Genomic DNA, 19,623 nt, shown 5'->3' on the forward strand with positions numbered 1-19,623 from the left:
CGGAGGCGCAGCCGAGGAGGCTCACCGCCAGCCCCGCGGAAAGCGAGCATCCTGGAGCGGAAATCAACTATTACTTTCTCCTCTACAATAGCAACGAACTATACGAAAAGAGCCTATAAAAACATCCTGAAAAAGAGGCGGTTGCTACTGAGAAGGATAAACCAAAAAACCCCACGAAACCATCTGGGCTCATAGGGTTTTACAATCATACTATTGGGTTGAAAATATGATGGCTCTAGTCCTTACTCTTTCATGAAGCCATGTGCTCTAAACGAAGCTTATCAGCAACCATCGCGATGAACTCTGAGTTTGTCGGCTTTGCTTTCGACATACTTACTGTATATCCGAAAAGAGAAGAAATGGAATCGATATTCCCTCTGCTCCAAGCCACTTCAATTGCATGACGGATGGCCCTTTCTACTCTTGATGCTGTAGTGTTATATTTTTTGGCAATATCAGGGTAAAGTACTTTTGTAATTGAACCAAGTAATTCGATATCGTTATAAACCATAGAAATCGCTTCTCTTAAATATAAGTAACCTTTAATATGTGCCGGAACGCCAATTTCGTGGATGATGCTTGTAATACTCGCATCTAAATTTCTTGGTTTCTGTTCTGTATGCATTCTGGATGAGGAAGGTTTTTTGATGATTGAGTTTGATTTACCGCTTACTTGTCTAATGTGACTCACTAGATTTTCCATATCGAATGGCTTCAGGATAAAGTAAGAAGCTCCAAGGTCGACGGCTTTCTTCGTAACGTCTTCTTGACCGAAAGCTGTCAGCATGATGACATTAGGAATGCTCTTCTTTTCACGAAGTCGTTCGAGCACAGCAAGCCCGTCCAAATGAGGCATAATAATATCCAATACCAGGACATCAGGCTCCACTTCTTCTAACAAATCTAAACAATCTTGGCCATTATGAGCAATTCCTACTACTTCCATATCATTTTGTGAAGCAATGTAGTCTTCCAATAATGACGTAAGTTCACGGTTATCATCCACAACACATACTTTAATCGATTTCACTACAGGTTTCCTCCTCAATCCTAATTAATTCTTCTCTGTAATTTTATTCTAAATTACTTTTTCGACAATGCAACCTAAATTCCTTTTATTTTTGAAAAAAACTTAAAAAATATTATATTTTCTTTGATTTTCTAAAGATTTCTTTATATTTCGACCCTATTCGATATTTACTCAACGGTTTGTCGAATAATCTTTATTTTAACAATCTTACCGTGCTTTTGGCAAACCTTCGTTCTTTTCTAATGTCCTGTTTCTTGAATCAGGTTGATTTCACAAATCCAATTGTCAGGATAAAAAAGAACCCTTATAAGCACCCACGATCGGGACTTTAGTAAGGGTTTTCCACTTTTAGCTTGCTCGGTCATGATCTTTCTTGTAAATATCGATTCCCGCTTCACTCAGCATCCATTCAATGTGAACGCCATAGCCGCTTGTAGGATCATTTACAAACACATGCGTGACGGCTCCGATGACTTTACCGTTTTGAATAATGGGACTTCCACTCATGCCTTGGACAATTCCACCGGTTTTATCCAATAGCTTCGGATCTGTTACTTTCAAAACCATTCCTTTTGTTGCCGGATATTTCTGTGGAATGGTGCTGACAATTTCAATATCGTACATTTCCACATCTTTTCCATCTACCACAGTCAATATCTGGGCAGGTCCTTCTTTCACTTGATGAGAGAGAGCGATGGGCATTGGTTTATCCATTAGATCGTTATCGATGGATTGATTTAATTCACCAAAAATCCCGAATGGACTGTTCCTGGTAATGTTTCCAATGACGTTCCGATCAGAAGAAAAACGGGCTAATTTTTCACCTGGTTTTCCATCGGTCCCTTTTTGAATGGACGTTACTTCTGAATGAACGATCTCTCCGTTTTCAACGACAATCGGTTTTTTTGTATCCATATCAGAAATGACATGGCCAAGCGCCCCATACTTCTTGGACTTCGGGTCAAAGAACGTCATCGTACCGATTCCAGCTGCAGAATCACGAATATATAACCCTAATTTATAGTTCTTTTCTCCTTTTTCTTTTAACGGGAGCAATTGAGTTTTTACGGTCTTCTGTTCACGCTTGATCACAACGTCTAAAGATCGGGATTCTTCTCCTGCTTTCTGAACAAAAGGAGCAACATCCGCAAGTTCTTCAATTTTCGTTCCGTTTATTTCTGTAATCATATCCCCTACCTGAATTCCGGCTTTTTCGCCGGGAGACATCTTACCTGCATCTGTTTCAACCAGATGATGACCTACGACTAACACCCCGACTGTATTTAATTTCACCCCGATGGATTGACCACCCGGGATCACCTTGAAATCTTTCAGTACTTCTACATCTACTTTTTTAATGGGTAATCCAGCTAACTCAAATACCACTTCATCCTTGCCTACAGAACTTCCTTGGATTGAGAGCTGACCTTCCCCTTCTTTCAATTGAACATGTTGATTATCAGACGAACCCATCGTCGTAACGGATGCAGCCTTAGGGAGAGCAACTTGATCCCCTTCCATTACCCTTACAGAGTTCGGAGTATTGATAAATTGTTGAACCGGTTTGTAAAAACCAATAAGACAAAGCGAAACAAGGAGAATTCCACCTATACATTTTCTTAACCAATCTAAACTCAATATATTCACTCTCCTCGCTTCTAATCCACACACACTAACTATTGGCTACAGTCTTAATTTTGCCTTTAAAAGCCACATTTATAACTGGTAATCATGAAAAAAAAGCTACCCGAATTGGATAGCTTTTCATGTTTCTTTAATGGAACCTGCTAACTGCAACAATTCCTTTGCATGTTCCAATGTTAAATCTGTAATTTCCACTCCTGAAATCATTCTGGAGATTTCTTTGATCTTTTCCTTCTCTTGAAGACGTTTAACCATTGTGCTCGTTCTGCCACCTGAAAGTTTTTTCGAAATAAACAAATGACAATCCGCCATGGCAGCTACTTGCGGCAAGTGAGATATACACATCACCTGGGAATGAATGGCCACTTGATAAATTTTTTCAGCGATCGCTTGAGCCACTCTTCCACTCACTCCCGTATCCACCTCATCAAAAATGATGGAGGTGATTCCCTGGTGCTTGGAAAAGATCGTCTTCAAAGCTAACATAATGCGGGAGAGTTCTCCACCTGAAGCCACTTTGGACAGCGGCTTTAAAGGCTCACCCGGATTGGTGGATATGTAAAACTCCACTGTATCCCAACCATCCTTTTTAAAATGATGGAAGGAAAACGATTCATTTTCCCCACTTTTCACAAAACGAACGTCAAATTTCGTTTTATCCATGTACAGTTGCTTTAACTGCTCATGAATACTTGTGGTTAATTTCTTCGCCCACTGTTTTCTCGATTGCGACAGATTTCTCGCCTCTAATGATAAGTCTTTCTCAAGTGATTGTAATTTACTTTGTAAATGTTCGACATGAGAATCTTTGTTCACGATGGTTTCAATTTCTTCTTCAATCTTTGAACTATATGCAAGAATTTCTTCTACAGAGGATCCATACTTTCTCTTTAAACCGTTAATCTCGTTCAGTCTCGTTTCGATAAGATCCAAACGGTTCGGTTCAAATTCAAGTTGATCTAACTCTCCTCTTACTTGTTGAGCAGCATCTTCAAGCATATAAAAAGCATTCGAAACAGATTCCAGAGTCTTGTCATATTGTGAATCCACTTCTGCCGCTGTCTCGAGGTGACTCATGGCAAGGCCTGTCCAGTCCAGCCCTTTTCTCTCGCCTTGAATGCTGTCATACGAAGTCTGCAGCGCTTCAAAAAGCTTTTCAAAGTTCATAAGCTTCCGTTTCTCTTCCATAAGCTCATCATCTTCGTTTAATTGCAGATCCGCATCATGAATTTCTTTCAGCTGAAACTGAATGAGATCCAATCGATGCGCCATCTCCTGCTCGTTCTCATTAAGCCTGTTTAGCTGCTTATAAATGGAAAGGTACTCTCTGTATACTTCTCCGTAACTCGCGAGACCAGAAGCAATCTCATCCCCACCGAATTGATCCAATAAGGAAAGATGAAGACTTTCATTCATCAGCTCTTGATGCTCGTGTTGTCCATGAATATCAATAAGTGAAGCACCGATTTCCCTCATGATCGCAATCGTCACGAGCTTACCATTGATCCTGCAAACACTTTTTCCTGTACTCGAGATATCTCTTCTGAGGATGATCATGCCTTCTTCGATCTCTATCCCGAAGCTCGCCGCTTTCCCAATGCAAGGATGCGTTTCATTATCAAGAATAAATAACCCTTCAATTTCAGCCTTTTTCTCCCCATGCCGAACGTATTCCGAGGATCCTCTTCCACCAACCAATAAGTGAATGGCATCTATGATAATCGACTTCCCAGCTCCAGTCTCACCCGATAGAACGGTAAGGCCTTCTTCAAAGGAAAGAGAGAGGGATTCAATTATGGCGAAATTTTTGATTGATAGTTCTTGTAGCAAAACATTCACCTCAAATAAAAAGGAACTTTTCCCTCAAACAATTTAAAAGAAAAGCTTCCTATTGGATTTTGTATGAAGGGCTGCAAATACACAGCACATTAATTTAGAATTGATCCTACCCTTTATAGCATATCTAAAAAACGTTCTGAAACAATCTTTGTCTCTTCTTCAGTGCGGCAGATGATCAAACATGTGTCATCCCCACAAATCGTCCCCAGAATCTCTTCCCAGTCCAAGTTATCAATTAAAGCACCGATAGCATTGGCATTACCAGGTAGGGTCTTCATGACCAGCATATGCCCTGCCTGGTCCACCTTAACAAACGCATCAGTCAGGGTACGCTTAAGTTTTTGCAGAGGATTAAAGCGCTGATCAGCAGGCAAACTATATTTGTATCTGCCATCCATCAACGGTACTTTAACCAAATGCAATTCTTTAATATCCCTCGATACGGTAGCCTGGGTCACATTAAAGCCAGCATTCTTAAGACTTTCCACCAGCTCATCCTGTGTTTCCACATCTCTATTCGTAATGATTTCTCTGATTTTTATATGTCTTTGCCCTTTGTTCATCATAGAACATACACCTCTTACATTTGATTAAAACCTGTATAAATATACCTCTACGCTTATGTTAGCCTATTTTGTATCAGAGTACAATAAAAAAGAAAAGCGGAAGGGGCTCGTTCTGGGGCGACAAGCATAAGTCGAGTAATCCGGAAAGGCGCTCTTTGCCTTTTTGGGTTGCTTGACTTATGACCTCGAGCCCCAAGCCCCTGGAGCTGGACAATGAAAAGCGGAGGCGGCTTGGGGAGGCCCGACAAGCATAAGGGTTAGTTCAATACAGACGTCAAAAAGCCACCCTCCGAAGAAGAGTGGCCCTATTTTACTGCTGCGTTTTCGCCTTTAATTGATGATGCGCTTCCTCAATCACTTCATCGGGTGTGGTGGTGAGAAGCGATTCTCCTTCACCCTCTTGCCCCGACCATTTCAGATGAATGAGAAATTCAATATTCCCATCTCCACCTGTGATAGGAGAATAGGATAAGCCGGCGATATGGTAGCCTTCTTTAATCGATAACGTCATGATTTTCTCGATGACCATTTTGTGCACGGCAGGATCTCTCACAATCCCCTTCTTCCCAACCTGGTCCTTCCCTGCTTCAAACTGTGGCTTGATTAAAGCGACACAGTCCCCACCAGGCACCAATAGGGTTTTCAGGACAGGCAATATCAGGGAAAGGGAAATAAAGGATACATCGATGGATGCAAAGCTTGGCATTTCTCTTTGCAAATCAGCCGGGGTAACATAACGGAAATTGGTCCTTTCCATTACCACGACCCGCTCATCCTGCCTAAGCTTCCAGGCTAGTTGGTTGTATCCTACATCAAGGGCATAGGACATCTTAGCCCCGTTTTGCAGTGCACAATCCGTAAACCCTCCAGTGGATGCCCCGATATCAATCATCACTTTATCGGCCACATCCACATCAAAGACCTGCAGAGCTTTCTCAAGCTTCAAGCCGCCACGGCTCACATAGGGGATCACTTTCCCCTTTATCGTAAGGGGAATATCTTCACTTACTTTTTCCCCGGCCTTGTCCAATCTCATTTCATTGGAATAGACAAGTCCCGCCATGACAGCCCTTTTCGCTTTTTCTCTCGTTTCAATTAATCCTCGTTCTACAAGAAGTACGTCTACACGTTGTTTTTTTACTTTCATCATTAAGCCCTTTTTTGTTTTTTTGGTGTGATCGTTAAAATACGGTCTACGACATTTTCTTTGGTCATGCCGATTTCGTTCAGCAATTCCTTCACGCTTCCATGCTCGATGAAGTAATCAGGAATCCCTATGCGGTCAATCACGGCGTTATGGTAACCCTGTTCTTGCGCGAACTCAAGAACACCACTTCCGAATCCTCCTTGAAGAACCGCCTCTTCTATCGTTAAAATAGGCATTTCTTCTCCAAGGATACTCTTTAGCATCGTTTCGTCCATTGGTTTAATGAATCTCGCATTCACGACCCGAACGGAAAGACCTTGCTTCTCAAGCTCATCAGCCGCTTCCATCGCCATTGGGATCGTGGTACCAAATGTCAAAATGGCAGCATCTGTACCTTGCTTCAATACTTCCCACGTTCCGATTGGAATAGTTTTCAGCTCTGAATCCATAGGCACTCCATATCCGTTTCCACGGGGATAGCGTAACGCAATTGGACCATCATTATACTGAAGAGCCGTATTAACAAGGTGTTGACCTTCATTTTCGTCCTTCGGCATCATGATCACCATATTCGGTAAATGCCTTAAAAAGGCAATATCAAATACCCCTTGATGCGTTTCACCATCGGCACCGACTAATCCGGCACGGTCAATCCCGATGAAGACATTTAAGTTTTGTCGGCAAATATCGTGAACCACTTGGTCATACGCTCTTTGCAGGAATGTTGAATAAATGGCCAGGAATGGCTTCATATCCTGAGTAGCAAGACCCGCTGCAACCGTGGTGGCATGCTGCTCAGCAATCCCTACATCAAACATTCGATCGGGGAATTCTTCAGCAAATCCAAGCAGCTTGGACCCTACCGGCATGGCTGGAGTGATGGCGACAATTCGTTCATCCTCACGGGCAATCTTTCTGACGGTCTCACTTACAAGCCCACTCCAGGAAGGTGGTGCATTTATAGGTTTAATCAGGTCTCCTGTGTCAATCTTGTATGGACCCGTCCCATGCCATGTGCCCTGCTTATCTGATTCAGCTGGATGAAACCCTTTTCCTTTTTTCGTTATGACGTGTAATAGGACAGGACCTTTTGTTTTCTTCGCATACTGGATGTTTTCAGATAGATCATGATAATCATGGCCATCGATTGGCCCAAGATAGGTAAATCCTAATTCTTCAAAGAACATACCTGAAACAAATAAATACTTTAAGCTATCTTTCACCCGCTCAGCCGTACTTGCTAATTTGCCACCGACAGCAGGGATCCGTTTAAGGATATATTCCATTTCATCCTTCACCCAGTTGTACTTCCCGGCAGTGCGCAATCGACCAAGAACACTGTGAAGGGCTCCAACATTTGGGGCAATGGACATTTCATTATCATTTAAGACGACGATCATATCTTTCTTTTCATGACCAATGTGGTTAAGTGCCTCGAGTGCCATTCCCCCCGTTAAGGCACCATCTCCGATCACTGGGATGATGAACGAATCTTCTTTTTTGACATCCCTTGCGATTGCCATACCCATGGCAGCGGATAGTGAAGTAGAGCTATGCCCCGTTTCCCATACATCATGATCGCTTTCATTGCGTTTAGGGAAACCACATAACCCTTTATATTGTCGCAACGTATCAAACTGACACGCACGGCCAGTCAAGATCTTATGTACATACGACTGATGACCAACATCCCAAAGGATTTTATCTTTTGGACTTGAGAAATGCTTATGAAGGGCAACTGTTAATTCGACCACCCCTAAGTTTGGACCAATATGACCGCCAGTCTTAGATAGATTCTTTATTAAGAAATGGCGAATCTCTTGACTGAGCTCTTCTAATTGTTCATTCGACATATTTTTAAGAAAAGAAGGCTCCTTTATTGATAATAAATCCATGGGGTCCACTCACTTTCATCACTAAATATTTTGTTTCGCACGCTTGTAACGTTTTTTCTTGTTTTTATCTTTTTTGTCTTTTTTATCTTTAATCACTACGATGTGAAATCGATCTTCAAAAAATTGTAGAACTTTACCAACTCTAAATATTATATCCTTAGAATAGGTGATAGCAAACGTTTTTCCAAGCGCTTTGCCTCCAACGGTCAAGGAAGCTATGATACTTGTCAGTGTTACGCTTACAATATACTCTCTCAATGAGCCGCCTTCAAGCTGAAAGGATACGGCTAATTGTATAATGACAATCGCTGATGCAGTACCACTTATAATCCCTGAAATATCACCGATTACGTCGTTACAGAAGCTTGCGAAACGGTCTGCGTTCCGGACGATTTTGATTGAATAACGTGCACCGTACACTTTTTTGGCCGCCATGGCATGAAAAGGGGTTTCATCAGCAGCGGTTGCAGCAATCCCCAGCATATCAAAGAAGATTCCGATAAAGACGATGATGAGTACAACAACCAGCCCTGTATACCATGCGACTCCATTTAACACCATATTGGATGTAACTGAAAAAATAGCCGCTAACACAAATGTGATAACGGCAATGCTGACACTCCACTTTATTGAGTTTTTCATTGTTTCATTCATTATCGTTTAAACACACCGTTTCTACTGTGTAAATAGTTTGTTTATATGTAATTGGGGGGTCATATAAAGAGTAAAAATTGCAGCTTAGGTCCAGTAGGTTTTCCCAATCAGATACCGGATGTTGCCATACCGGCGGTTTCCCATTAAACCCGACTTAGCTGCGTCACCACAAGCTAGACTGGATTACCACTTAGTCCGCACTATAATCCTCTTTATATGTCCGAATATGAACAGTCTAGGAGTTTTCCTCAACAGTCCTTAACGCAATCCTTAGCCTCTTTTGCAAAGAGGATTTCATATGGGCGAAAAAGCACATATCAATGGCCAACTGATGTGTACCTTGTAACCATAATCCCCTCACTCTTCACTCAAGGCAGGCTACGCTGCTAGTGAATCATCACATCGCAGGTTCATACTTTGTTCTTATTGCATATGCTTAATGCCAGCATAAGAAACAAAGCCTCCGCGGCTCGCGGGTCAACGCCCACATGCCATTGTGGATCGCCCTCAAGCCTTACTCCCAGATATGACCCAAGGCTGGGCGCCTCAAGCCAATTCCAGGAACTTCATCGATGTGCCCTTTAGTGGATTTTTAGGCCCACCTTCAGGATTGGTGGACTGACTAGAATACTGCACCACCCCAAAATTTATTCTACTCACATTATAACATATGTTAAATAATATGCTCAAACATAGAATGGTTTTAATGATTCCGGGCAACGATCAATTGGGCAATTTCGGTAAGAAGTCGGGTATCAATAGGCATTTGTTTCAGTGATGCTAACGCTTCGTTCAAGTGGAAGTGAAGCTTTTCCTTAGCTCCTGCCATCGTCAGGAGGCTTGGATAGGTACTCTTAAGTTTTGATTCGTCGCTCCCTACAGGCTTTCCAATCATTTCTTCCGATCCTTCAATATCCAGGATGTCATCCTGGATTTGAAAGGAGAGTCCAATATGATAAGCAAATCTTTCAAGTAATTCCAGCTCTTCCTCCGACGCCTCAGAAACAATCCCGCCTGCCAGCACACTAAATATCAATAACTTACCTGTTTTATGCTCATGGATGCCTTCAAGTTCTTTCACTGATAGCTGCTTATTTTCCCCTTCGATATCCGCAACTTGTCCGCCAACCATGCCTTGAGGTCCTGCGCACTTCGCTAAAAGACCGATGAGGCTTATCTTCATGTCACTTGTAAGGTCATTGTCCTCTGCAATCAGTTGAAAACTATAGGTCAGTAAACCGTCACCGGCCAAAATCGCCATCGCTTCCCCAAACATTTTATGATTGGTCGGCTTCCCTCTTCTCAAATCGTCATCATCCATGGCAGGAAGGTCGTCATGAATCAAGGAATAGGTATGAATCATTTCGAGGGCAGACGCAGTGTTTAACCCGAGTAAAGGGTCCTTGTTAAAGGCTTTAATCGTTGCTAAAAGGAGGATGGGACGAATCCTCTTTCCTCCTGCTTGCAATGAATAGATCATAGCTCCCTTCAAGTTCGGGGGCATAGCAAGGCTTTCTATTGTCTCGACCATATGATTGGTAATCAATTCTCCATGCTGTTGTTGAAATTCTTTCAGATCAACGTGAGGATTCACCCTTTATTCCCCCTCATCCAGGTCGAAGGCTTTTTCCCCTTCATCTGTCATCATCTTTGTTAATTGGTTTTCTGCTTTTTGCAACGTATCATGACAGTATTTCGAAAGATCCATTCCTTTTTGATAGAACTCTAACGCTTTCTCCAATGGAACTTCTCCCTCTTCCAGTTTCTCCACAATCTCTTCCAATTGTTCCATAGCTGTTTCAAATGATAGTTCTTCTTTAGACTTCGCCATTATTTTCACGCTCCTCAACGGATTCAACTTCGCAATGTATTTTACCATCCCTGACATTTATCTCCAGATGGTCACCAGCTTTGACCTGCTTGGATGATTTGATCAATGTACCTTCCTCCTGATAAACCAGGCTGTATCCCCTGTCCATGACCTTTAAAGGACTCAGGGCATGCAAGGTAGACAGGGAAGAACCGAAACGATTATTCTTTTCTTTCAGCACCTGTTTAAATTGCTTTTCTACCCGCGTCTTCATAAATAAGACTCTCTCGTGTTGAATGGTGATGAGTTGTGAAGGATGTACACGTTGAAGTCGTGAGTGAAGACGGGTTAATTGATCGTGATTTTGCCTCACATGAAGGCTTATATTTTTTTGCAGCTGGTCGGTCAGCCGGTCGACGGTTTCAATTTTCTGTTGATATAGATTACGCGGGTTTCTTAAAGCGTAGGATTTCATTAAACTATTTAAGCGGCTGCGCTCACTTTGAAGCTTTGCCTTGAACGATTTGATCAGTCGTAATTTACGATTCATGATTCTTTCCAGCAAATCATCCACATGTGGAACCGCTAATTCCCCCGCTGCTGTTGGTGTAGGTGCTCTTAAGTCGGCTACAAAGTCGGCAATCGTAAAGTCTGTCTCATGTCCGACAGCAGAAATGACGGGAACTTTTGACTCAACGATGGCTTTGGCCACGATCTCTTCGTTAAACGCCCACAACTCTTCAATCGAACCACCGCCACGGCCGATAATCAATACATCTATATCCCCCAGATCATTTACCTTTTTCATTGCCCCGGCAATCGATCCTGCGGCTTGTTCCCCTTGAACCAAGGCAGGGAAAATAAGGATTTCTCCAATTGGATATCTTCTTTTGATGGTTGTAATGATATCTCTGATTGCAGCACCTGTTGGAGATGTCACAACGGCGATTCGTTTCGGAAACTTAGGAACCACACGCTTCCGGCCTTGATCGAAATAGCCTGCTTTCTCAAGCTTCTCTTTCAACTGCTCATAAGCCAAATACAGCTCACCGATTCCATCAGGCTGCATTTCTTTTACATAGATCTGATATTGCCCACCTGATTCATAAACAGAGACGTCTCCCCGAATCAACACATTCATTCCATTTTCAGGTCTGAATTTCATGGATTGATTATTACTTGAAAACATGACAGACAAGATACGGGCTTTTTCGTCTTTCAAGGTAAAGTACATATGGCCGCTTGAATGTCTTTTGAAATTAGAAATTTCCCCCCGTACGAATAGATTGGACAGGTGGGGATCTCTATCGAATTTACGCTTTATGTATTTTGTCAGAGCTTGTACCGTTAAATAACGTGATTGATCGAGTTCCATGCTCAAGTGACTCCTTTGTTTCCTGCAATTTGTGAAGGCTTTTGTATGTAGGAATACGGAAAGGGACCAGCGATGAGCTGTCCCTTTCCGTTTTATGTTACCTATAGTGTACTATTTTTCAACCGTTTTGGCGATTGGCAAGAGCCCATTCGGCAGATTTCACTGTATTATACAGTAGCATCGTAATCGTCATAGGGCCGACACCACCAGGAACAGGTGTGATTTTTCCGGCTTTTTCCTTCACTTCTGAAAAATTCACATCCCCACAAAGTGCACCGTTTTCATCACGATTCATTCCGACGTCGATGACTACGGCTCCCGGTTTAATATCCTCTGCGCCGATTAGATTGGCTTTCCCTACCGCAGATACGATAATATCTGCCTGCTTTGTATAGAAAGACATATTCTTCGTTTTCGAATGGCAATACGTAACCGTCGCATTACGATTGAGGAATAAGTGACCTGCCGGTTTGCCGACAATGTTACTTCTTCCTAAAATCACGACGTGTTTACCTTCTACTGAAATGTTTTCATATTCAAGCATCTTCATGATTCCAAGTGGCGTACAAGAATAGAAGGTATCTTGATTGGTCACCATTTTCCCAATGGAAACGGGATGAAATCCGTCCACATCTTTTGATGGGGAAATCGTTTCAATCACGGTTATTGGATTAATATGCTCAGGGAGAGGCAGTTGAACAAGAATGCCATGAATATGGCTCTGTTCATTTAACTCTTCAATTTTATTCAGCAGTTCATCTTGAGTTAAACTGGATTCATATTGATAAAGCTCTGAATGAATGCCCAGATTACTGCACGCTTTTCTCTTCATTTTGACATATGAATGAGAAGCATGGTTATCTCCTACCAGGATGACAGCCAAGCCTGGAATGACATCCTTTTCCTTAAGCTCCTCGATCTGACTGTTTAATCGTTCACGATAATGACCTGCAATGAGTTTGCCATCAATTATAGAAGCTGACATTCCACTCGACCCCTAACATTGTTAAGATTGACTTACCTTTGAAAGAACACCATTGATAAACTTGCTTGATTGATCATCTCCAAAGATCTTTGCAATTTCAACTGCTTCGTTAATGACTACATTATTAGGGACGTCTTCTACAAACAGCAGTTCATACACCCCTAAACGCAAGATGTTACGATCTACCTTTGCCAGGCGGTCAAAGGACCATTTCTCCAGGTTTTCACGAATGTGTCCATCGATACGTTCCTGATTCTCGATGAACCCGAGAACAAGCTGTTGAAGATAGGCATCCATCTCTTGATCTTCCTCCAGCACATTGGTTAACGCAACATCCGGCTCAATCCCACTCATATCTATTTGAAATAACGCTTGTAAGGCCTTTTCACGAGCAACTCTTCTCTTCATCTTATATTTACTCCTTTTACTCCATCAATTTTCATACCTTTGATAATAGCACAAACTAAGGGTAATACGCACGTCTATGTAAAAAAATCAATATTCTGACAAGAAAAGCGGAGGCGGGTTGGTCAGGCCCGACAAGCATTTCTGGGAAATCCCTGAAGGCGTTCTTTGCCTTTGGGGATTTTTCAGAAATGACCTCGAGGGACTACCCGCCGGAGCTGGACAACAAGAAAAGCGGAGCCGACTGGGTTGGCACGACAAGCACATTGGAGAAATTACAAAAGGCGCTTTTTGCCTTATGTAATTTCTCCAATGTGACCTCGAGGGACAAGGAGGCGGAGCTGGACAAGTAGAAAAGCGGAGGGGCTTTGAAAGAGGCAACAAGCATATGGCGAACCAGCCAGAAAGGCGCTTTTTGCCTTTTTGGCTGGTTTGACTTATGACCTCGAGCCTCTAAGCCCCGGAGCTGGACCAGTAGAAAAGCGGAGGCTGGAGTGCGGCCACCTCATTAGAAGAATCCGGCCAATTCACGCAATAATCCAGCCACTTTACAAAAAACACCAATTATGACACAAACCCACAAAAAAAGAACGGCCCCCTAAAGGACCGTCCCTCTCTTACATTTCGTCTTCAATTTCAGCTTCAAATTTCTGATTCTCAAATTGAATGCCTACGATATGAACATTTACTTCATCTGCTTCTAATGCAGTCATGTTAAGCAGGGCTTGACGAATGTTATCCTGGATCTTTTGAGCCACTGTCGGGATGGCTACACCGAATTTCATGATGCAGTATACATCCACGATGATTCCTTCCTCTGCAAGCTCCACTTTGACACCTTTACCGTGGTTTTTCTTTCCGAGACGCTCGACCACACCTGTTGCGAAGTTACCACGCATTTGTGATACGCCTTCTACTTCTGAAGCAGCGATTCCTGCAATCACTTCAATCACTTCAGGTGCGATTTCAATCTTCCCAAGGCCGTCTTTACCGTGAGACATTTGTAAAAGGTTTTGATTTTCCGCCATTTTAAGGCACCTCCTGAATTCACACTAGGATTTCATTACTTCGTACTTCTCTAAGAATTTCGTATTAAATTCCCCACCAACAAAGGTTTCATGATCTAATAGTTTCAAATGGAACGGGATCGTTGTGTGTACTCCCTCAACCACAAATTCACTCAAGGCACGTTTCATTCTCGAGATCGCTTCTTCACGAGTCGCTCCATAGGTGATGACTTTGGCAATCATACTATCGTAGTATGGAGGGATCATATAACCAGGATATGCGGCTGAATCGATTCTTACGCCTATGCCGCCTGGTGGAAGATACATTTCAATGCGCCCCGCTGAAGGCATGAAATTCTTCTCAGGATTCTCTGCATTGATACGACATTCAATGGCCCAACCAGTGAACGTTACTTCTTCCTGTGTAAGAGAAAGTTTTTCTCCTGACGCTACGAGAATTTGTTCTTTAATCAAATCGACTCCTGTTACCTGTTCTGTTACAGGGTGCTCTACCTGAATACGGGTATTCATTTCCATAAAGTAGAATGATTGATTTACGTAGTCATATATAAATTCTACCGTGCCGGCACCAGTATAATCAACCGCTTGGGCTGCTTTTACTGCTGCTTCCCCCATTTTAACACGAATTTCTTCTGTTAAAGCGGGTGATGGCGTTTCCTCGATCAGTTTTTGAAGACGGCGCTGAATCGTACAGTCACGTTCCCCAAGATGGATCACGTTCCCGAAATTATCAGCCAGCACCTGGATTTCCACATGCCTGAAGTCTTCAATGTATTTTTCAATGTAAACACCAGGGTTACCGAATGCAGTCATGGCTTCTTGCTGAGTGATCGTTACCCCTTTAACAAGCTCTTCCTCACTTTTCGCAACACGGATCCCTTTTCCTCCACCACCGGCTGTGGCTTTGATAATGACAGGATACCCCATGGATTCTGCAAGCTGTACAGCATCTTCTGCGTCCTTCACGATACCTTTTGAGCCTGGCACGATGGGAACGCCTGCTTCTCTCATGGTTTCACGAGCCACATCTTTCGTACCCATCTTCGAGATCGCTTCTGGTGAAGGACCAATGAAGATGATGTTACAATCGCGGCACAGGTCTGCAAAATCAGAGTTCTCGGCTAAAAATCCGTAACCCGGGTGAATGGCATCACAGTCTGTCAATTTTGCCACGCTAATGATGTTTGTGAAATTCAGGTAGCTGTCTTTCGATGCAGTCGGTCCGATGCAATAAGCTTCATCCGCTAATTGAACATGGAGTGCTTCTTTATCTGCTTCAGAATATACGGCTACACTTTCGATGCCTAAATCTCGGCATGCACGGATAATACGTACCGCAATTTCTCCTCGATTGGCGATTAATACTTTTTTTATCATATCTATTTTCGCTCCTTATTCAGGTTTGACCAAGAATAACGGCTGTCCATATTCAACCAATTGACCGTCTTTTACTAAGATTTCAGTAATTTCACCTTTTACTTCCGCTTCGATCTCATTAAATAATTTCATCGCTTCTACGATGCATACGACAGAGCTTTCATCGACTTTATCTCCAACTTTTACGTATGGACCTGATTCCGGGGAAGAAGATTGATAGAACGTCCCTACCATAGGAGACGTGATTTTATGTAAGTTTGAATCTTCTGCTTTTGGAGCTGCTTTTTCTTCTGTATTTACGGAAGGAGCTGCTTCCTGTACAGGCGCTGGAGCCTGTTGTACTGCTTGAGCTGCAGGTTTTACTTCCTCTACTGCCTGAACGACTTGTGGTTGCCCGGAAACTGATACACCATTATTCTTTTTAAGTTTAATTTTCGAACCATCATGCTCGTATGTAAACTCATCAACACTAGAATGATCTACGAGTTTGATTATTTCACGAATTTCTTGAATTTTTAACACGGTTGACACCCCTCTTATAGTTTAAAAAATTATGACTAGCTACTAATATCATACGATAATACCTCGTATAAATTCAATATGCGATTCCTACCATTCTGTAAAGCGCATACAACCCTATTCTCTATTCTAGACCTTTTTTGGAAAAAAATAAAATAATAGAAGAATTTTTTTGATTTCTGAGGAAGTTTAGGTGTGATGCAGATCAATGCATTACCTTTTTTCAAACAAAAAATGGCCGCCTGAAGGTTCCCCTTCGGCGGCACTGGTGTACACGTTAATTTGTTGGCTGGAATTCTACTGCTACCGGTTTCATCTGCCCGACTTCACTCATCACGAGGCGGATGATTTCATTCGCATCGGCGGTTGAGTGCTCTTTGTCGGATTTCACTGTAATGCGGATATTTTCACCGTTAGCTCTGACTAACGCATCTTCATAACCCATTGTTTTAATCATGGTTTCCAATACTGATTCTGTCATGGCCAACTCTCTTAAGTTCTCCATTTCTTCATAAGCAGCGCTTTTTTCCTCTGCTGATACATCAGCGTTCGCCACTTTCGCTTCCAGTTCTTCGCGAAGCTGTTCGCGTTGATCCAATACTTCAATTCTTAAAGCTTCGAACATTTCATTTCCAGCTGCGTCTGTCACGACTTCCATGTCAGACATGGTTTCCTTCCCATCTTCTTTCGCTTGCTCTTTTCCGTCCTTTTCTTCATATGCCATATCTGTCACTTGCTGTGTAGGAGAAGTAATGTAATACACTGAAAGCACGATCACAAGACTTAACATCGTTAATAACCAAACCGTTTGTTTTTTAAGTAACATCTATCATTTCCCCCTTATTTTTTGGGCAGAACCGATACCCTGTGACTTGGTACGTCTAATCCGCGGGTAACAGCTTCTATGATCCATTTTTTGATTTGTATATTATCGGCCCCTTTTGCTACAACAAGGACACCGCTGACTTTAGGTTTTTTAGTTTCTTTCACGATGGGAACTTCTTTCTCTCCATCCCTGACGATGACCATTTCTTCATCTCGCGATTTATCCTCTATCGATCGTTTTCCACCTTGTTTATCTTCTTCTGAGGTTGTTTGTGACTGTGTGGATTCATTCTTTTCATATACTTTTGACTCGGTTGCCTCTACATTGACCACAACATGCACTTCGCTGACCCCGACAATTTGATCAAGTGCTTCTTTCAATTGGTTTTCGTATTGATCTTCGTACCCTCTCATGGAGCCGTCCGATTCCTTATGGCCGGAGCCGAATGTCGCGACCTCTTCAGGTACTCCTTCGTCTACTGATTTCGAGACCTCCAAGCTGCTATCCCTGCTCCAAAGATCACTGATCAGCATAAAGGCGACACCTACTAACAGCACAATGAGAAAGTATTGAAACTTATTCCCTTTTTTATCCTTTGGCGGTGAATTGGAATTTTCTTTTGACAACCATTCCTTCAATGCGTTAAGCGGACTTTTATTAAAGTTCATTGGCTTCCCCAGTCCCCCCTTCAACTGTAATGATTATTTTGTCTGGTGTAAGATTCCATTGCTCGGCAAGTAAGGAGGCCATTTGGGACGTACTTTCTTCAGGGGTTTTCTTTCTCGGCTCAGCTCCCGTATCGATCTCCACGTTTTGAACGGTTTCAATCGTAGTGTTTTCTTGTTTGTCTTTCACTACCACTGTCACTTCTGTGATACTATCCGGGACATTCTCCAAATCATCTGCTTTTACTACAACCTTCTCAATGACCTTACCGTGTTCAACCATCATCTCCTTTTCAGCTTGTTGTTTCATTTGGACAGCCATCTGTTCTAAAATATATGCACGTTGCGAGGCTTGTATTTCTTTTTTCTTCATTTCTATTAAATTTTCTACTGAATTATTCCGGGAATCTCCATTTATATCAATTGACTTCATCACTGTATCAAAATCGGTTGACATTAATTTAAACAAAGGGGTAAGGATAATGGTGATCAACAATAAGCCAGTCACGATTTTCGCATATTTTTGCATATTGGAACTGGGAAGAAGCATGTCAATGACGGTGGCTAAGAGAACAAAGATTATTATATTTGTAATCCAATCGGTGAGAAATGACATGACGATACTCCTTCCTCTTTATCTCATCATCATCGTGATATTTCCTGCTGCAATGATGACGGTAAGACTCAAAAAGAACATAAAGGATACAATGGCAAGGGCCGCAAAGACATAAATCACACTTTTGGCAATGATATCGAGACATTCTATCACCGGTCCGCCACCGAGGGGTTGCAAGAGAGCCGCTGCTAATTTATAAATAAACGCAATCATGAGGATCTTGATTGCAGGAAAAGCTGCAATGATCAGAACAATGGCCACACCAGCGATTCCCACTGTATTCTTTAAAAGAACGGAAGCGCTGATCACTGTGTCCGTCGCATCCGTGAACATTCTGCCGACCACAGGTACAAAATTTCCTGTTACAAATTTCGCTGTTCGAATGGTAATCCCATCTGTCACCGCTGCCGTGGCTCCCTGCACGGATATGACACCAAGAAAAATGGTCATGAAGGCTCCTAATAACCCGATACTCCATGTGCGCAATAACTGTGCCAGCTGCGTCACTTTATAATGAGCGGAAAGGGTACTTACGATACTTAATAGCGCGGCCAGAAACAGCAGGGGAAGCACGACATTTTGGATCAACAAACCGCTCGTGTTCATTAAAAAGATAATCACAGGATGGAAAAATGCGGCAGATACAATTCCCCCGGAAGCTGCAATAAGGGCTAACAACAGAGGTATGAGGGCAATGATGAAGTGAATCATGGTGGAGATGGCATCCCGGGTGTAATCAATCGCCACATGAAAACTATTAAGGGCGATGATGATCAGCACCATGAACACAATGCTGTATGCAACCTTGCTGACACTCCCTCCTTCGAATGCATTCTGCAGGGATTGAAGAAACATACTGAAAATGGTGAGCATAATCAGCGTTCCTAATAGCTTCCCATTCATCACAAGCTCCTGGAAGGCGAACTTGAAGATTCCACTAAACCATGCTTTAAAGGAAAACTCTTTTTCTCCTTTTATAAAATCAACCAAACTGCCCTTTTGACTTTCAGGAAGATAGCCACCGTATTGATCCACGATACTGTTCCAGAATCCTTTTAATTCTTCGATTCCTAATTGATCTAACTGCTGATCGATCATTTGCTGTTGAATCGTCGAATCGGGCGGATTCTGTTCTTTCCCCTCTTCAGCTTGTCCACTGGAGGCTCCTACGAAAAAGATTACAAGTGCTATGACGAGTATTCGATATATTTGCAACAATTTTTTCCACCTCTTAACGTTTCG

19 protein-coding genes are annotated in these 19,623 nt (G+C 42.5%); all 19 read right to left on the reverse strand.

Annotated features, from left to right (window positions below; translation table 11 throughout):
- Positions 1-250 precede the first annotated feature (250 nt).
- The 19 genes from spo0A to spoIIIAE all read right to left on the reverse strand — a co-directional run bounded on the left by spo0A (position 251) and on the right by spoIIIAE (position 19,596).
- Positions 251-1,030 carry a sporulation transcription factor Spo0A gene (gene spo0A / locus DET59_RS14955; RefSeq protein ID WP_113970450.1) on the reverse strand — a complete coding sequence of 260 codons (780 nt, stop codon included), beginning with the start codon at positions 1,028-1,030 and terminating at the stop codon, positions 251-253.
- Positions 1,031-1,378: 348 nt separating this feature from the next.
- Positions 1,379-2,668 (reverse strand): SpoIVB peptidase, encoded by a 1,290-nt coding sequence (gene spoIVB, locus DET59_RS14960; protein WP_113970451.1) that lies wholly within the window; start codon positions 2,666-2,668, stop codon positions 1,379-1,381.
- A 126-nt stretch (positions 2,669-2,794) separates the two neighbouring features.
- Positions 2,795-4,504, reverse strand: a complete 1,710-nt coding sequence (gene recN, locus DET59_RS14965) for a DNA repair protein RecN (RefSeq protein WP_113970452.1) — start codon at positions 4,502-4,504, stop codon at positions 2,795-2,797.
- A gap of 122 nt (positions 4,505-4,626) precedes the next feature.
- Positions 4,627-5,076, reverse strand: a complete 450-nt coding sequence (gene ahrC, locus DET59_RS14970; RefSeq protein WP_044340153.1) for a transcriptional regulator AhrC/ArgR — start codon at positions 5,074-5,076, stop codon at positions 4,627-4,629.
- 313 nt (positions 5,077-5,389) lie between these two features.
- Entirely contained in the window at positions 5,390-6,226 is an 837-nt protein-coding gene (locus DET59_RS14975; RefSeq protein ID WP_113970453.1) for a TlyA family RNA methyltransferase, read from the reverse strand.
- 2 nt (positions 6,227-6,228) lie between these two features.
- Positions 6,229-8,121 carry a 1-deoxy-D-xylulose-5-phosphate synthase gene (dxs, locus tag DET59_RS14980; RefSeq protein WP_113970454.1) on the reverse strand — a complete coding sequence of 631 codons (1,893 nt, stop codon included), beginning with the start codon at positions 8,119-8,121 and terminating at the stop codon, positions 6,229-6,231.
- A gap of 21 nt (positions 8,122-8,142) precedes the next feature.
- Positions 8,143-8,775, reverse strand: coding sequence for a CNNM metal transporter family protein (locus DET59_RS14985; RefSeq protein WP_113970455.1), 633 nt, complete (start codon positions 8,773-8,775; stop codon positions 8,143-8,145).
- A 703-nt stretch (positions 8,776-9,478) separates the two neighbouring features.
- Positions 9,479-10,369 (reverse strand): polyprenyl synthetase family protein, encoded by an 891-nt coding sequence (locus DET59_RS14990; protein WP_397540953.1) that lies wholly within the window; start codon positions 10,367-10,369, stop codon positions 9,479-9,481.
- 3 nt (positions 10,370-10,372) lie between these two features.
- Positions 10,373-10,606: an exodeoxyribonuclease VII small subunit gene (xseB, locus tag DET59_RS14995; protein WP_113970456.1), complete on the reverse strand. Its 234-nt coding sequence runs from the start codon at positions 10,604-10,606 to the stop codon at positions 10,373-10,375.
- Positions 10,593-11,960, reverse strand: a complete 1,368-nt coding sequence (xseA, locus tag DET59_RS15000) for an exodeoxyribonuclease VII large subunit (protein WP_113970457.1) — start codon at positions 11,958-11,960, stop codon at positions 10,593-10,595. The genes xseB and xseA overlap by 14 nt, the downstream gene beginning before the upstream one ends.
- Positions 11,961-12,078: 118 nt before the next feature.
- Positions 12,079-12,945, reverse strand: coding sequence for a bifunctional methylenetetrahydrofolate dehydrogenase/methenyltetrahydrofolate cyclohydrolase FolD (gene folD / locus DET59_RS15005; RefSeq protein ID WP_113970458.1), 867 nt, complete (start codon positions 12,943-12,945; stop codon positions 12,079-12,081).
- 21 nt (positions 12,946-12,966) lie between these two features.
- Positions 12,967-13,353 (reverse strand): transcription antitermination factor NusB, encoded by a 387-nt coding sequence (nusB, locus tag DET59_RS15010; RefSeq protein ID WP_113970459.1) that lies wholly within the window; start codon positions 13,351-13,353, stop codon positions 12,967-12,969.
- Positions 13,354-13,967: 614 nt separating this feature from the next.
- A complete protein-coding gene (locus tag DET59_RS15020; RefSeq protein WP_113970461.1) occupies positions 13,968-14,378 on the reverse strand; it encodes an Asp23/Gls24 family envelope stress response protein in 411 nt (136 codons plus the stop codon).
- Between the two features lie 24 nt (positions 14,379-14,402).
- A complete protein-coding gene (gene accC / locus DET59_RS15025; RefSeq protein ID WP_113970462.1) occupies positions 14,403-15,755 on the reverse strand; it encodes an acetyl-CoA carboxylase biotin carboxylase subunit in 1,353 nt (450 codons plus the stop codon).
- 15 nt (positions 15,756-15,770) lie between these two features.
- On the reverse strand, positions 15,771-16,277 hold the full coding sequence (accB, locus tag DET59_RS15030) for an acetyl-CoA carboxylase biotin carboxyl carrier protein (protein ID WP_113970463.1): 507 nt from the start codon (positions 16,275-16,277) through the stop codon (positions 15,771-15,773).
- A 274-nt stretch (positions 16,278-16,551) separates the two neighbouring features.
- The gene (locus tag DET59_RS15035) at positions 16,552-17,100 is read right to left on the reverse strand and encodes a SpoIIIAH-like family protein (RefSeq protein WP_044340042.1); all 549 of its coding nucleotides are present in this window, start codon (positions 17,098-17,100) and stop codon (positions 16,552-16,554) included.
- Positions 17,101-17,114: 14 nt separating this feature from the next.
- Positions 17,115-17,768 (reverse strand): stage III sporulation protein AG, encoded by a 654-nt coding sequence (gene spoIIIAG / locus DET59_RS15040; RefSeq protein WP_113970464.1) that lies wholly within the window; start codon positions 17,766-17,768, stop codon positions 17,115-17,117.
- Complete coding sequence (spoIIIAF, locus tag DET59_RS15045; protein ID WP_113970465.1) at positions 17,758-18,381, reverse strand: stage III sporulation protein AF; 624 nt, start codon at positions 18,379-18,381, stop codon at positions 17,758-17,760. Before spoIIIAF ends, spoIIIAG begins: the two co-directional genes overlap by 11 nt.
- An 18-nt stretch (positions 18,382-18,399) precedes the next feature.
- Complete coding sequence (gene spoIIIAE / locus DET59_RS15050) at positions 18,400-19,596, reverse strand: stage III sporulation protein AE (RefSeq protein ID WP_397540954.1); 1,197 nt, start codon at positions 19,594-19,596, stop codon at positions 18,400-18,402.
- Positions 19,597-19,623: the final 27 nt, after the last annotated feature.

The sequence above is a fragment of the Rossellomorea aquimaris genome, assembly GCF_003315075.1.
Classification (GTDB): domain Bacteria; phylum Bacillota; class Bacilli; order Bacillales; family Bacillaceae_B; genus Rossellomorea; species Rossellomorea aquimaris_C.

What these genes read in the sequence shown, in the direction of transcription:
- ahrC (WP_044340153.1), bottom strand. Translation starts at nt 5,076, where the DNA reads ATGAACAAAGGGCAAAGACATATAAAAATCAGAGAAATCATTACGAAT.
- DET59_RS14975 (WP_113970453.1), bottom strand. Translation starts at nt 6,226, where the DNA reads ATGAAAGTAAAAAAACAACGTGTAGACGTACTTCTTGTAGAACGAGGA.
- dxs (WP_113970454.1), bottom strand. Translation starts at nt 8,121, where the DNA reads ATGGATTTATTATCAATAAAGGAGCCTTCTTTTCTTAAAAATATGTCG.
- DET59_RS14985 (WP_113970455.1), bottom strand. Translation starts at nt 8,775, where the DNA reads ATGAATGAAACAATGAAAAACTCAATAAAGTGGAGTGTCAGCATTGCC.
- xseB (WP_113970456.1), bottom strand. Translation starts at nt 10,606, where the DNA reads ATGGCGAAGTCTAAAGAAGAACTATCATTTGAAACAGCTATGGAACAA.
- xseA (WP_113970457.1), bottom strand. Translation starts at nt 11,960, where the DNA reads ATGGAACTCGATCAATCACGTTATTTAACGGTACAAGCTCTGACAAAA.
- folD (WP_113970458.1), bottom strand. Translation starts at nt 12,945, where the DNA reads ATGTCAGCTTCTATAATTGATGGCAAACTCATTGCAGGTCATTATCGT.
- nusB (WP_113970459.1), bottom strand. Translation starts at nt 13,353, where the DNA reads ATGAAGAGAAGAGTTGCTCGTGAAAAGGCCTTACAAGCGTTATTTCAA.
- DET59_RS15020 (WP_113970461.1), bottom strand. Translation starts at nt 14,378, where the DNA reads ATGGCGGAAAATCAAAACCTTTTACAAATGTCTCACGGTAAAGACGGC.
- accC (WP_113970462.1), bottom strand. Translation starts at nt 15,755, where the DNA reads ATGATAAAAAAAGTATTAATCGCCAATCGAGGAGAAATTGCGGTACGT.
- DET59_RS15035 (WP_044340042.1), bottom strand. Translation starts at nt 17,100, where the DNA reads ATGTTACTTAAAAAACAAACGGTTTGGTTATTAACGATGTTAAGTCTT.
- spoIIIAG (WP_113970464.1), bottom strand. Translation starts at nt 17,768, where the DNA reads ATGAACTTTAATAAAAGTCCGCTTAACGCATTGAAGGAATGGTTGTCA.
- spoIIIAF (WP_113970465.1), bottom strand. Translation starts at nt 18,381, where the DNA reads ATGTCATTTCTCACCGATTGGATTACAAATATAATAATCTTTGTTCTC.